Source organism: Arminella tubonensis (assembly GCF_003240585.1).
GTDB classification, from domain to species: domain Bacteria; phylum Pseudomonadota; class Alphaproteobacteria; order Rhizobiales; family Rhizobiaceae; genus Rhizobium; species Rhizobium tubonense.
The window spans coordinates 24222-38134 of record NZ_PCDP01000022.1; the positions used below are offsets into that span (position 1 = coordinate 24222).

Annotated in this window: 15 protein-coding genes; 4 read left to right on the plus strand and 11 right to left on the minus strand. The window is 61.2% G+C overall.

From position 1 onward, the window contains the following. Positions 1–5: 5 nt before the first annotated feature. From CPY51_RS07475 to pcaC, 10 genes are all read right to left on the minus strand, one after another. Positions 6–1277: an ATP-binding protein gene (locus tag CPY51_RS07475; RefSeq protein WP_111159655.1), complete on the minus strand. Its 1272-nt coding sequence runs from the start codon at positions 1275–1277 to the stop codon at positions 6–8. Then, a complete protein-coding gene (locus CPY51_RS07480) occupies positions 1274–2005 on the minus strand; it encodes a response regulator (RefSeq protein WP_111159656.1) in 732 nt (243 codons plus the stop codon). The genes CPY51_RS07475 and CPY51_RS07480 overlap by 4 nt, the downstream gene beginning before the upstream one ends. A gap of 324 nt (positions 2006–2329) precedes the next feature. Further along, a complete protein-coding gene (locus tag CPY51_RS07490; RefSeq protein WP_111159658.1) occupies positions 2330–3325 on the minus strand; it encodes an ABC transporter permease in 996 nt (331 codons plus the stop codon). A gap of 3 nt (positions 3326–3328) precedes the next feature. Then, positions 3329–4351, minus strand: a complete 1023-nt coding sequence (locus tag CPY51_RS07495; protein ID WP_111159659.1) for an ABC transporter permease — start codon at positions 4349–4351, stop codon at positions 3329–3331. Continuing rightward, positions 4341–5885 (minus strand): sugar ABC transporter ATP-binding protein, encoded by a 1545-nt coding sequence (locus tag CPY51_RS07500; RefSeq protein ID WP_111159660.1) that lies wholly within the window; start codon positions 5883–5885, stop codon positions 4341–4343. Before CPY51_RS07500 ends, CPY51_RS07495 begins: the two co-directional genes overlap by 11 nt. 70 nt (positions 5886–5955) lie before the next feature. Next, positions 5956–6969 carry a sugar ABC transporter substrate-binding protein gene (locus CPY51_RS07505; protein ID WP_111159661.1) on the minus strand — a complete coding sequence of 338 codons (1014 nt, stop codon included), beginning with the start codon at positions 6967–6969 and terminating at the stop codon, positions 5956–5958. Positions 6970–7114: 145 nt separating this feature from the next. Beyond that, entirely contained in the window at positions 7115–8167 is a 1053-nt protein-coding gene (locus tag CPY51_RS07510; RefSeq protein WP_111159662.1) for a 3-carboxy-cis,cis-muconate cycloisomerase, read from the minus strand. A 7-nt stretch (positions 8168–8174) separates the two neighbouring features. Further along, positions 8175–8789 (minus strand): protocatechuate 3,4-dioxygenase subunit alpha, encoded by a 615-nt coding sequence (pcaG, locus tag CPY51_RS07515; protein WP_111159663.1) that lies wholly within the window; start codon positions 8787–8789, stop codon positions 8175–8177. Continuing rightward, entirely contained in the window at positions 8789–9538 is a 750-nt protein-coding gene (gene pcaH / locus CPY51_RS07520) for a protocatechuate 3,4-dioxygenase subunit beta (protein WP_111159664.1), read from the minus strand. Before pcaH ends, pcaG begins: the two co-directional genes overlap by 1 nt. 13 nt (positions 9539–9551) lie before the next feature. Next, the gene (gene pcaC, locus CPY51_RS07525; protein ID WP_111159665.1) at positions 9552–9956 is read right to left on the minus strand and encodes a 4-carboxymuconolactone decarboxylase; all 405 of its coding nucleotides are present in this window, start codon (positions 9954–9956) and stop codon (positions 9552–9554) included. A 196-nt stretch (positions 9957–10152) separates the two neighbouring features. On the opposite strand from pcaC, the gene pcaQ reads away from it, so the two are divergent. Next, the gene (gene pcaQ, locus CPY51_RS07530) at positions 10153–11079 is read left to right on the plus strand and encodes a pca operon transcription factor PcaQ (protein ID WP_111159671.1); all 927 of its coding nucleotides are present in this window, start codon (positions 10153–10155) and stop codon (positions 11077–11079) included. A gap of 3 nt (positions 11080–11082) precedes the next feature. Here pcaQ and CPY51_RS07535 read toward each other — a convergent pair whose 3' ends face one another. Continuing rightward, the gene (locus CPY51_RS07535) at positions 11083–11838 is read right to left on the minus strand and encodes an IclR family transcriptional regulator (RefSeq protein WP_111159666.1); all 756 of its coding nucleotides are present in this window, start codon (positions 11836–11838) and stop codon (positions 11083–11085) included. Between the two features lie 130 nt (positions 11839–11968). On the opposite strand from CPY51_RS07535, the gene CPY51_RS07540 reads away from it, so the two are divergent. From CPY51_RS07540 to CPY51_RS07550, 3 genes are all read left to right on the plus strand, one after another. Then, positions 11969–12820 carry a CoA transferase subunit A gene (locus CPY51_RS07540; RefSeq protein ID WP_111159667.1) on the plus strand — a complete coding sequence of 284 codons (852 nt, stop codon included), beginning with the start codon at positions 11969–11971 and terminating at the stop codon, positions 12818–12820. A 1-nt stretch (position 12821) separates the two neighbouring features. Then, positions 12822–13607 (plus strand): CoA-transferase subunit beta, encoded by a 786-nt coding sequence (locus tag CPY51_RS07545; protein WP_111159668.1) that lies wholly within the window; start codon positions 12822–12824, stop codon positions 13605–13607. Next, positions 13604–13913 (plus strand): thiolase family protein (locus tag CPY51_RS07550; protein ID WP_476705522.1); only part of this gene is annotated, 310 nt, incomplete at its 3' end. The genes CPY51_RS07545 and CPY51_RS07550, both read left to right, overlap by 4 nt.

Consider the following 13913-nt stretch of genomic DNA (forward strand, 5'->3'; position numbering starts at 1 on the left):
GTCGCTTAGCCTGGCGCCGCGGCGTGGTCGCGGCTCTTGAAGACGACCACCTGCTCCAGCCCCCCGGGCTGTCGGTTTCTGACCGTGATCTCCCCTTCGAACCGGGAGATGATTTCCTTGGCGATGGCCATTCCAAGACCCGCGCCTGCAAACGACTTTTGTCGCGCGATGTCGATCCTAAAGAAGGGCTCGAAGACCTGGTCGAGCCGCTCGTCCGGAATGCCTGGCCCGGTGTCGTCGATCGTGACGACAGCCCAATCGTCAAGGTGGCTGACGGCAACGACGGCTGATTCTCCGTGCGTCGCAGCGTTGATCATCAGGTTGCGCAACGCCCGCGTGATCGCGAGGGGTCCGGCAAAGATAGTTGCCGACTGCAGCTCGCCGCTGCTGATATTCATGCCGATAGCGGTCAGCTCCGCGACGATGTGCCTAACGATCAGATCGAGCCTGATGTCTTGCAGACTGTCCCGGCTGACTTCCTCGCGAACCAGGCCGATGGCGCTGTCGGCAATCTGGTCGAGTTCCTCGAGGTCGGAAAGCCATTTCCTCCGGTCTTCATCGTCGGTGATGAACTCGGCACGCAACCGCATTCGCGTCATCGGTGTGCGCAGATCATGACCGGCCGCAGCAACCAGACGCATGCGGCTTTCCGTTGCCGCTTTCACCCTTGCCGACAGCCTGTTCAACGCCTGGGCCGTGACCCGAATTTCACCTGGACCGGTCTCCGGTACGTGCGGGATGGTCCCGTCAGGCGCGATATCCGCCAGCGCCCGTTCAAGCAGTCGGAGCGGCTTGGTGATCTTCGATGCGGCGAATACGGAAACCACCGTACTGCCGATGACGATGAGGGTGAGCCAGCCAGCCAGGATTTTCCAACCCCCGGGCGGCGGACCGAAATCCGGCATCGGCACCAGCATCCAGCGGCCGTCGGCAAGCCTGAGAGATACGGTCGCGCTGGTCGTCATCGAATGCCGGGTCGCGACCACGTCGCGCGGCTCGCCGGTCCGACGTAGCGCCTGCGTCAGGAAGTCGGACAGCCTTTCATCCCGGGCGCCAGGCGCGGGCGCACCAGACACCACCACGCCCGCCGCCAAGGCGACAGCCCTGTCACCTTCGGCGAGCTTCGCAAGGATGCGCAGCTGGCGTGCCATCGGCTCCATGGTCGTGCCGGGACGCGGCCCGCGCATGACCAGGCTTGCCGCGAACGACGAGGTGATCACGACAAGGACTATGGCCGTGACCAACAGAAGCGCCAGCCGGGCTCCGAGCGATCTCACGGATCGCCCCTGATGGTCACCACCGGCACGACGAGCTGATATCCGCCGTTGCGGATCGTCCTGAAAACGGGTGCCGTCGCGGTCTCACCCAGCTTGCGTCGCAAACGGCTCATCAGGACGTCGATCGAACGATCGGCCGGATCACGGTCGCGCCCCTGGGTGACGTCCAGCAGCTGGTCGCGGGATAGCAGCCGTCCGGACCGTTCGAGGAAGGCCTTGAGCAGATCGAATTCGGCTCCCGTCAGCGAGATGAGCTCACCATTGTCCTTTGTCAGGCGCCGAAGCTGCGGATCGAGGGTCATGCCGGCAAAAGCGTAACTGCGCTGCTCCGGCTCGGGAGCCGGATCGTCGTTGATCCGGCGCAGCACCGCTTTGATGCGTGCGGCGAGCTCCCGCGGATTGAACGGCTTGCCGAGATAGTCGTCAGCGCCGATCTCCAGCCCCAGTATACGATCGATATCCTCTTTGAGTGCGGTGAGGAGAATGACGGGTACACGAGGGCGGCGGCTTCTGAGGTCCCGGCAAAGGTCGAGACCCGACCCGTCGGGTAGCATTACGTCCAATACCAGCAGATCCGGCGCGCGCCGGCTCAGCACCTCGTTGCAGCTACGCAAATCGCCCGCGGTCGAGACGCGAAAACCCTGCTCCTCCAGATATCGGCTTAGAAGCGCGCGAATTTCATTGTCGTCGTCGACGATCAGGATGTCGGGGGCTGCGTGCACAGACATGAGTTCGGGTCCATTTGCGGACAGTCTTATACAAACCCGAAGCCATGAGAAGGTCTTCGGACTTCCAGCTGTTGAGAAAATCCCGTGGGAAACATTGGTTTACAAAATTTGCCGGAATGGAAATGTTGAGCAACAAAGGGAAGGTGACCGGTTCGCTGGGGCAAGCCATGACGGCGTCGAGCCGGCCGATATGCGACGCTTGGAACCCGCCGCCTTGCCGCCTTTTCAGGCAGACAAAGCGGCGGACGGCTGGTCGCTTGGGAGGCGATTGGTCAAAGAGGCGGCGAGGCAGTCAGGGCATAGCGGGCAAGCCTGAATATATTTTCAGCTTCGACCCTTCTTGTTCATGAAGCTCAGACTTAACACGGCGAATATAAGCGCCCCCGTGCCGACCTGCTGCCAGTAGAAGTTCAGCCCGGTTAAAAGTAGCCCGTTTGCAACGATGCTGAGGAGCAGGACGCCGAGCACGGTCCCCAGGACGTTCGGGCGCCCAAGCGGGCTGAGCGTCGTGCCGATGAAGGTGGCACCGATGGCGTTGAGCAGGAAGGCGTTGCCGGACGAGGGGATGTACACGGTGACCGTTGCCGTCAGGATGAGCCCGGCTGCTGCGGCGACGATGCCGGCGATCACGAATGTGATGGCGACATGGGCGCGGATGGCTATGCCGGAATATCTGACGACGCTCGGCTGGATACCCACCGACAGCACGACGCGTCCAAAGCGGCTGCGGGCGAAAACGATCGCCGCAACGACGATAATGCCGATGGCGACGATCAGCGGCACAGGGAACCCGCCGATGGTGCCATGGCCAAGGAAGCGGAATGCCGCAGGCACGCCGTTGGGCGGCAGATAGACGGGATTTCCGCCGTCGGTCAGCATCTGCTGTATGCTCCGGCCGATGAACAGCGTTCCGAGCGTGGCCAGAAAAGGCGAGATGCCGATCCCCGAAATCAGCAGCGCGTTGAATGCTCCGACCAGCCCTCCGGCGGCAAGTCCTGCCAGCGCTGCGATTGCCACAGGCTGCCCTGCAAGCACGAGTGAGACGAAGGCAAAACTCGCAAAATCCACAGCTGTCCCGACCGAAAGATCGATGCCGCCCGAAGAGACCGCGAAGGTCATCGCAACCGAAACGATCGCCAGCAACGTGAAATTGTTGACAAGGATGCTTTGCAGATTGGCGACACTGAGGAACGTCGGAGCGGCAGCGGCGAAAACGACGAAGACGCCAACGAGCGCCAGTATCAGCCCGTAGCGTCCCAAATGGTCAAGGAGCCGGTGGGGAAGGCTGGCAACGGCTGGCGTGGAGGTCGAAACGGACATGGATCAGCTCTCCTGTCGGCGCAGCAGGGTGGTGGCGGAAACGACGACGAGGATCAGGGCGCCTTGAATACCGCTCACCAGCGTGCTTGAAATGTTGAGGAGCTGGAAGCCATTGACCAGGAAGCCGACGAGAAGCACCGACAATAATGTGCCGGTGATGGTCGGCACCAGTCGGCGGGAAAAGACGGAACCGAGCAACGCGGTCACGACAACCGGCAGCAGCATCTCGCCGGACCCGGTCGTGCTGCCGCTGAGATAGGAAACCGAAAGCACTCCGGCGATGCCGCCACAAAGGCCGGCGGCGACAAACGCGCCAGCGACGAGCCGGTTGACCGGAAGGCCGGCGGCGTGGGCTGCATCGGGAAATTCGCCGACCGCATAGAGACGCAGCCCGAGTGGCGTATATTGGACAACTGCTGCAACGATCGCTGTGAAGCCGATGAGGATGTAGGCCAGAACCGGGATGCCAAAATTATCGGTCGAGGAAAGCACCGAGAGAAACGGGGTCGACGCCGGCAGCACGGTATTCTGCGTCAGCACCAGTTCCAGACCGGCGACGACGTTCATCACGGCGAGCGTCGCGAGCAACGGTACGATGCCTGCGACCACGACGGCCAGTGCGTTGACGACGCCGATCAGCGCACCCGTCGCAACTGCCGCGGTGATCGCGAGAGGGTCGCCGTAGCCGAGCTGAATGAGAGTGGCGTAGACGGCAGCGCTGAGACCCATGTTCGCTGCGAGCGACAGATCGATGCCGCCGGTGACGACGTTAGAGCCGCCGGCAATCAGGACGACGGTAAGGCCGATTGCCAGCACGCCCGATATAGCCGACTGGCCGAGCACATTGCCGATGTTGCCGATGCTGAGGAAATAGGGTGCGGTCAGCGAGAAGATCAGCAGGATGGCAGCAAAAGCGATAACGGATCCGCCCCTCAACGCCGCCGCCGCGAAATTCCTGCCGAACTGACGTTTGCCGGTCTCCGGCGCTTCGAAATCGACTGCAGCGAAATGAACATCAGCCGACATTGCGAAGCGCCTCCGCAGAGCCTGTCGATTGAGCCAGCACTTCGTCCGGCGTGGTTAGGGAGGACTGGAATTCACGAACGACGCGGCCGCGGAAGAAAACAAGAATGCGATCGGTGACGCCGACCAGCTCCGGCAAGTCGGACGACAACACGATCACGCCTGCGCCGCGCGCGGCAAGATCGCCGATGAGGGTATAGATCTCAACCTTGGAACCGATGTCGACGCCGACTGTGGGCTCGTCGAGGAGGTAGATTTCGGAGTGGCGGCTGAGCCATTTGGCGATCGCCACTTTCTGTTGATTGCCGCCGGAGAGTGTGCGGACCAACGCCTCGCGTCCCGCCGTCTTCACCTCAAGGCGACGGATCAGAGCGTCCGCCTCGCTGCGCTCACGGTTCCGGTTCAGGAACCCGAAACGCGTGAAGCTGCGCAGGGACGACAATGTGATGTTCTCGCCGACGCTCAGATCGAGCGCTACGCCGTGGCGACGCCTGTCTTCTGGAACTAGAGCGATATGCCGATCGGTCGCCTGAGACGGAGTGACGGAGCGCGTCGCAACGCCGGCGACTTCAATGCTGCCCGAGGTTGCTGTTTCCAGTCCGAACAGGGTGCGGATCAGTTCCTTTGCGCCGGAGCCGAGAAGGCCGGTGATCCCAAGCACTTCACCCCGTCGAAGGGTCATGGAAACGTCGCGGTATTTGCCCACAGACGTCAGGCCATCCAGCTTTAGGATGTCCTCTCCGAGCACGACATCTCGCTTCGGGAACATGTCTTCGATATCGCGCTCGATCATCAGCTTGGCGATGGCTGAAGCCGTCGTCTCGCGGATCGGCAGCGATGCGACGCTCTGGCCGTTGCGCAGCACGGTGACGTGGTCGCAGAGCTCTTCGATCTCGTTCAAATAGTGCGAAATATAGATCACCGTAATGCCCTCGTCGCGCAGACGACGGATCAGCCGGAACAGAATATCCGCTTCCCGGCGGACGAGCGCCGCCGTCGGCTCATCGAACACCAGCACTTTCGGCTGGTTGAGAAGGGCACGCGTGATCTGCACGATCTGCTTTTCGGCAGTGGACAGCTCGCTGATGAGCGCGCCGTTCGGCAATCTTATCGCGAAGTAGTCGTTTAGGATTTCCGACGCCCGGCGCTGCATGGCGCGCCGATCGAGAAAGGGAGTGCCGGCAATTCGAATCTCACGGCCGAGGAAAAGCGCTTCGCCGACGGTAAAGGTCGGCACCAGCAGGCGGTCCTGGTGGATGAAGTGGATGCCAAGCTCCTCGGCAAGGTGCGGCGTCAGTCTGTCGAAGGTGCGTCCGTCGATCTCGATGCGGCCGCCATCTGGATGATGCAGTCCGGCAAGCAGCTTGATCAACGTCGATTTCCCGGCCCCGTTCTGGCCGACAAGGCCGTGCACGGACCCACGCCGGACAAAAAGGGAGGCACCGGCCAGGGCCTGGGCGCCACCGAAATGCTTGGAGATTTCCTCCAGCCGAATGATATCGCCGCCATCTTCCGCAGCGCGGGACGTTGCTGTCATTTGAAGCCTCCGGTTCGGAAATCTGCAAAAGCGGCTCGGACAACGATGCCCGAACCGCTTGAGGGGAGGATCAGCCGATGCCGAGCTTCTTGGTCACTTCGCCGACATTTGCCTTGTTGGCAATCAGCGCCGGCACATAGGTCTCGCGCGGCAAGGTCTGGCCCGCCAGAAGCTTTGCGACGTTCTGAATTGCTGTCCGGCCAATTTCTGCCGGCTGCTGCGCGACATCGGCGCCAGCAGGCGAATTCGGGTCGGCGACGAGCTGAAGCACTTCGGGGCTGCCGTCGACGCCATAGGTGCGGATTTCGGTGCGGCCGGCGGCAGCGAGCGCCTGCGTGGCGCCAAGCTGTGGGATGTCCCAGGCCGACCAGATCGCCTTGATCGAACCCTTTTCCGGATATTTGTTCAACAGCGCCGTGATCTGTGTGAAGGCATCCTGCACCGTATTCGGGATGACGTCGCGCAGTTCCGGCTGGAGGATCTTCACCTTCGGGAAATATTTGACGACGTTGACCAGTTGGTCGTAGCGGATCGCGCAGGGCGTGACGCCGTAGAAGCCGTTGAACACGACGATGTTGCCTTCGCCGCCGATATCGGAGACGAGCTGCAAGGCGAGGTCCTTGCCGATGCCCCAGTTGTCGGAAGTCGTGTTGTTCAGCGAATTCGTCGAGCCGACGTCGACGGTCAGCACCGGAATGCCCGCGTCACGCGCCTTCTTCAGCCAGGGGTCGATGACGCTGAGCGTTCCGAGGATCTGGACGATCGCGTCCGGCTTCTGTGCGATTAGCGTTTGAAGCTGAGAGACGAGCTTGCCGTCGTTGCGACCCGCGTCAACCGCGATCGGCTCTCCGCCGAGGCGCTTTACTTCGGCGATCTGGGCGTTATAGGCCTGCAGGTCGAAGAAATGGTCAGTGCCCGTCGCACTAATGGCGATACGCTTGCCTTTCAGAGACAGCTCCGCGTCGGCGGCAGCGGCCGGGCTGCGCCCAACGAGGGCCGCGCCAGCAACCGCAACGCTTGCCGCTGCCGACAACTTCAACAGATCCCGGCGTCCGATACCGCTTTTCGAATTTTCGTAGTCCATGTCCCGCTCTCCATAAATAATATCTATAGAATAAGTATATTAACGAGCGTGCCGAGGAACGGATTTCTAAAAATGCTCCTGAGTTGGGAAAAGTCGAACGGCTTGCAAATGTACCAACAACATCGCTTCTACAGGCATTCGCGGGCTATCGGGTCGTCGCTCCGAAAACGTCTATGTCCTCAATGAGCCTCTGGGCCAGGCGTAGTGCGCTACCGCATGCGATCGCCATCTGCGGCAGAAGCAACCATTCGAGTGTCCATGCGGCGCCGGAGCGCTCCTGTTCATGCACCATCGATTGGTGGATGCCCGACACCTGCACGGCGTTGAAGCGGGCGAGCGAAACCAGTACTTCCGCCGCGACCGGGTTGCGCTTATGCGGCATGGCGGACGAGCGGCCGCCGCCTGCCAGTTTCAGTTCATCTCCGGCCTGTGCCAGCAGGGCAATGTCCAGGCCCATCTTGCCGAGGCTGCTGGTGATCAGTGAAAAAAGCCCTGCGATGTCCGCGATCTTGCCGCGTTGGCTTTGCCATTGCAGTTTGTCCGAAAGACCAAGCTCCTGAGATAATGTTGACCGGACGGCTTCCGCCTTCATTCCGAGCTTGTCGAGGGTCCCCGCCGCGCCGCCGAACTGGACTGGATAGATCTCGCGCGCCAGCCGACCGCCGTATTCGATCAACGGGTCGCGCCAGGAGCGCAATCTGTCCGAGACGGCAATGGGGATGGCTGCCTGCATCCTCGTGCGGCCCATCATCCGATTGGTTCCGAATTGCCGATCGAGCGTGTGCAGCGCTGTCACGATTGCGGATAGTCTGGCGGCAAACAGCAAATTTACTCCCTTCAGCCGGAGCATCAGGCTGGTGTCGATCACATCCTGGCTGGTGGCGCCAAAATGGACGTGCTGCGCGGCTTGGCCGCCGACTGCCGCACGAAGTTGTAAGACAAGGTCGGGCACGACGACCCCGTCCGTCGCGGTTGCCGATTTAAGCGACACGATCTCCGGTTCGAAAGAGGCACAAACGTTTGCGATCCGCTCGGCGTCGTCACCGGCAATAATCCCGTGCTTGGCTTCGGCCTTTGCCAGAGCTGCCTCGAACCTGAGCATGGCACGGATATCCGCCTCGGCTGAAAAATACCGGGCGGTCTCCTCGTCCCCGAGTAGGCCGGAGAGAAACGGATGATCGAAAGCGGAAATGCTCATGTCGTTTTCAGATGTCCAAAAACACCGTTTCCTTCTCGCCTTGCAGGTGGATGTCGAAGGTGTAGACCGGTGCCACGCCCGACGCGATCAGGGTTGCGACGCGATGGCGGTGCTCGATACGCGCAAGCAGCGGATCTTCCGCATTGGCCGCGGTTTCGTCGGGAAAATACATTCGCGTATTCAGGCCGAGGTTGATGCCGCGCGCCACGATCCAGAAAGTGATGTGCGGCGCCATCCTGCGTCCATCCTTGTAGGGGACGCGGCCCGGCTTGACGGTTTCGAACAGGAAGGTTCCGTCATCGCCGTTTGTCGGGCAGCGGCCCCAGCCGGTCAAGTTTGGATCGGCCGTGCCACGCATCTCCGAAGGGCTGTTGTAGAGGCCGGCGCTGTCGGCTTGCCAGATTTCGACGAGGGCGTCTTTGATCGGCGATCCGGCGCCGTCGATAACACGGCCGGTGACGGTGATCCGCGTTCCCAGCGTCTTGTCGTTGATCATCGAGGCTCCGAGATCGGACCCGTAGACGCCGGTAATGCCGCAGAAATTCGGGGTGAGGCCAATGTGAACGTAGGGGCCGGCTGTCTGTGACGCCGTTTCCTTGAGGTAGCCAAGTTCCTGCACCATCAGTTGCCCTCCAGCCGGTTCTCGAACATGGTCGAGCGGCGTCCGCGCAGGATGATATCGAATTTATAGGCCCGCGCGTCCATCGGGATGGTGTTGCCCCAATCGAGTGGAGCAATCAGTTGCTCGATTGCCCTGCGGTCGGGGATAGTGCCGACGATCGGACATTTCCAGATCATCGGGTCACCTTCGAAATACATCTGCGTGATCAGTCGCTGGGCAAAGCCGTGACCGAAGATCGAGAAGTGGATATGGGCAGGGCGCCAATCGTTGACGCCATTCGGCCAGGGATAGGCGCCAGGACGAACGGTGCGGAACGAGTATTGGCCGTCTTCGTCGGTAATGGCGCGGCCGCAGCCGCCGAAATTCGGATCGAGCGCAGCGATATAGGTTTCCTTCTTGTGGCGATAGCGACCGCCTGCATTGGCCTGCCAGAATTCGACCAAGGCGTCGGGGATAGGGCGGGCGCGTTCGTCGAGAACACGACCGTGGACAATGATGCGCTCGCCGATGGCGCTCTCACCCGGCTTTGCGAAATTGTGGATCAGGTCGTTGTCGAACTCGCCGAGGATGGAATGGCCGAAGACGGGACCGGTAATCTCGGAGATCGTGCCATCCAGCGACAGCAGCGCCTTTTGCGGAGAGCGAAGAACAGAAGTCTTGTAGCCCGGGGTGAAGGCGGGCGCATGCCAGTTCCGGTCGCGGGGGAAGAATGCGCCCGTTTCGGGCCTCTTGTTCGGTATGTCAGACATGTAGTGCCTCGGGTCAGGCCGCGCTTTCAGCGTCCATCTGTTCATAGGTTTTTTTGGCGATCTTGATGGCGTGGTTCGCCGCCGGCACGCCAGCGTATATCGCCACATGCAGCAGCGCCTCGCAGATGTCGTCGCGCGTCGCGCCCGTATTGGCTGTTGCCCGGACATGCATGGCCACTTCCTCGTCCTGTCCGAGGGCTGCAAGAAGGGCGATGGTCACGATCGAACGCTCGCGTTTGGTAAGACCCGGACGGGACCAGACCGTGCCCCACGCCCCCTCTGTTATCAGCTCCTGGAACGGTCTGTCGAAATCGGAGGCTGCCGCCTCAGCCCGGTCGACGTGATCGTCGCCAAGGACCGCGCGCCGCGTGGCCATACCTTGATGATAGCGCGCAGATGGCGCAGACGTTTCACGCATCAGCTTCTCCATGCACGACCAAAGCGACAAATGGCTCCGCGGTCACCGGCTCGCCGATGACCTGATGCCGAACCGTCACGCTATCGATGCGAGCGAATTGCACTGGAATTCTCCTCCTTGCCCAGATTGTATGTTTATTCTGGTTTGGTAAAATGATATTTCTTCGGTTTTCCATAACCAACGAGTTATGAAAAGCGTGATTGATAACAGGGTGAAATTTCGTCATCTGCAGACCTTTGTCGAGGTCGCCCGGCAGAAGAGCGTGATGAAGGCGGCTGAGGTTTTGCATGTCAGCCAGCCCGCGGTCACCAAGACCATTCGCGAATTGGAGACCGTCCTCGGAGTCGCCGTCTTCGAGCGCGACGGTCGCGGTATCAAGATCACGCGATATGGCGAGATATTCCAACGTCATGCCGGCGCGGCGCTGACGGCGTTGCGCCAGGGACTGGATTCGGTGACGCAGGAACGCTTCGGCGACGGGGCGCCGATCCGGATCGGTGCGCTGCCGACGGTGTCGACCAGGGTCATGCCGCACGCCATCGCCTTGTTCCTGAAGGAAGAGACAGGTAGCCGGATCAAGATCGTCACGGGCGAGAACGCGGTGCTTCTGGAACAGCTACGCGTCGGCGATCTCGACCTCGTTGTCGGCCGTCTTGCCGCGCCGGACAAGATGACGGGCTTTTCTTTCGAGCATTTATATTCCGAGCCGGTGCTCTTCGTGGTTCGCGGCGGCCACCCGCTGCTTCGGGCAAGGCAAGACGTGTTTTCGGCGCTGGGTGCGTATCCGATCCTCCTGCCGACGCGCGCCTCGATCATTCGTCCCGTTGTCGACCAGTTCCTGATCGTCAACGGCGTTGCCAATCTGCCGAACCAGATCGAGACGGTGTCCGACGCCTTCGGGCGGGCCTTCGTTCGATCAAGCGATGCCATCTGGATCATTTCTGCCGGCGTCGTCGCCAATGACGTCGAGGACGGCAATCTGAGCGTGCTTCCTATCGATACCGGCGCGACGAAGGGACCGGTGGGTCTGACAATGCGGTCTGATTCCATGCCCTCCCTGCAACAGTCTCTCTTCATGCAGACCATCCGACGTGCTGCTGCCGAAATCGCCAGGGACGCTTAGGTGTCAATGCAGGATCGGCCTGAGCGCCTTTTGCGTTTCAAGCAAAAGCGACAGGTATCGCTCCGCCATTTCGACTGCAGCGACATGAGCCGCGGGCGCGCCGATATTGATGGCTGCAACTGTCTGGCCGCGGCTATTTTCGACGGGAACGGCAATGGAGCAGAGGCCAATCTCCAACTCTTGGTCGATGATGGCATAGCCCGCCGCGCGGACGATGCGGAATTCTGCCATCAGGGCGTCCGGATCGGTCTTGGTATTTGGCGTATTGGCTTTCAGATCGGTCCTGGAAAGCACGGCACGGGCTTCGCTTTCGGGCAGGGCGGCAAGCAGGACGCGCCCCATGGAAGCGCAGAAGGCGGGAAGACGGCTTCCCGGCGTAAGATTGATCGACATGACGCGGCGCTGCGACGCGCGGGCGATATAGACGATCTCCGTACCGTCGAGCACAGAGGCCGACGCACTTTGCCCGGCTCTTTCCGATAGCTGGTCGAGATGCGGCTGGATGAGAGCCGGCAAGGGTGTTGCCGATAGGTAGGCATGGCCGAGCCGGAGGATTTTCGGCGTCAGGGTAAAGAACTTGCCGTCATAGTCGGCAAAGCCGAGATCCGCCAATGTCAGCAGCGAGCGGCGAACTGTCGCCCGGTCGAGGCCGGTAAGCTTCGAGGCATCGGTGATCGAAAGCCGTGGCCGCGTTTCACCAAAGGCTTCGATGACCCTCAGTCCCTTGGCAAAGCCACTGACGAAATCGGTTTCGCGCATCTCGAATTCCTATTGGGGGTCATTTTGTGCGTTATATGAACAAAAGTCAAATAACGCACAAAATATTTGACGTTCTTTTTCGAAAGGCGCTTATTCGCCGCCAGTCGAAAGCGGAATTGCGGGAGGCCCCATGGCGAAGATCGTAACGCTCCACGAAGCTGTCGCGGAGAATGTGAGGGATGGCGATACCGTCGCCATGGAGGGCTTTACCCACCTCATTCCCTACGCTGCCGGACACGAGGTGATCCGCCAGGGCAAGAAGGACCTCTACCTGATCCGCATGACCCCGGACATTCTGTACGACCAGTTGATCGGCGTTGGTGCCGCTCGCGGAATGAAATTTTCCTGGGGCGGTAATCCGGGCGTCGGTTCCCTGCACAGGTTTCGCGATGCGGTCGAAAACCAGTGGCCCCGCCCGTTGGAGATCGAGGAGCACAGCCACGCGGCGATGGCAAATGCCTATGAGGCGGGGGCAGCAAACCTGCCGTTTGCCGTCTTGCGCGGCTATATCGGGGCGGACCTCACCAAGGTCAATCCGAACATCAGGTCCATCACGTGTCCTTTCACCGGCGAAGTGTTGGCCGCGGTTCCGGCCATCCGCCCGGATGTGTCGATCATCCACGCGTTGCGTGCCGACCGGAAAGGCAATGTGCTGATCGAAGGCATCGTCGGGGTGCAGAAGGAAGCAGTGCTTGCGGCCAAGCGTTCGATCGTCACCGTCGAGGAGATCGTCGACGAATTGAACCCGCCATCGCCGAACTCCGTCGTGCTGCCCTCCTGGGCGGTAACCGCGGTGGCCGAGGTGCCGGGCGGGGCATTCCCATCCTACGCGCAGGGTTACTATCCTCGCTCGAATGCATTCTACATTGCCTGGGACGAGATCGCCCGGGATCGGGATAGCTTTCAGGTATGGATCGAGGAGAACGTGATGAAGGCGAGCCCAGGAGATTTCGCCAGGCATGCCAGGAAGAAGGCTGCGTGAGATGACGGATTTTACACCGACTGAAATGATGACAATCGCTGCGTCGCGTGCGCTCACCAATGAAGACGTCTGCTTTGTCGGCATCGGCGCGCCGTCGGCCGCCTGCAACGTCGCCCGACTGACCCATGCGCCTGACATCACGCTGATCTACGAAAGCGGTACCGTCGGCACCAAGCCGGATGTGCTGCCGCTGTCGATCGGCGACGGCGAGCTTTGCGATACGGCGCTGTTCACCGTCTCGGTGCCGGAGATGTTTCGCTACTGGCTGCAGGGTGGGCGTATCACCACCGGCTTCCTGGGTGGCGCGCAGATCGACCGGTTTGCGAACCTCAATACGACAGTCGTCGGTCCCTATGATCATCCAAAGGTCCGCCTGCCGGGCGGCGGCGGGGCGCCGGAGATTGCCAGCAGTTGTGGTCAGATCTTTATTACCATGGCGCTGTCGAAGCGCGGCTTCGTCGAGAAATTGAACTTCATCACATCGATGGGTCATGGTGAGGGTGGCAACCACCGCGAGCGCCTTGGCATGAAAACCAAAGGGCCGACGCGGGTCATCACGGATCTCTGCATCATGGAGCCGGATCCGCTAACAAAGGAGCTGACTGTCGTGTCGATCCACCGGGGCGTGACGCGCGAGGAGATCATTGAAAATTGTGGTTGGGCGATCAAATTTGCCAATCGGGTGATCGAGACGCCGGTGCCGACGGAAAGTGAATTGACGACGCTGCGCGATATAAACGCGCGCACCAGGAAGGCTCATCAGGGCGACAAGGAGGCCACCCAATGACCGAAGCCTTTATCTGCGACTATATCCGCACGCCGATCGGCCGTTTTGGCGGGTCGCTGTCTTCGGTGCGGCCGGATGATCTGGCCGCCGTTGCGCTGAAGGCGCTGATGGCGCGCAACGGGTCGGTTGACTGGGCGGCGGTCGACGACGTGATCTTCGGCTGTGCCAACCAGGCCGGTGAGGACAATCGCAACGTGGCGCGCATGGCGCTGCTTCTGGCCGGCCTGCCGCTGTCGGTGTCGGGCACCACCATCAACCGGCTGTGCGGCTCCGGCATGGATGCGGTCATCACTGCGGCCCGGGCGA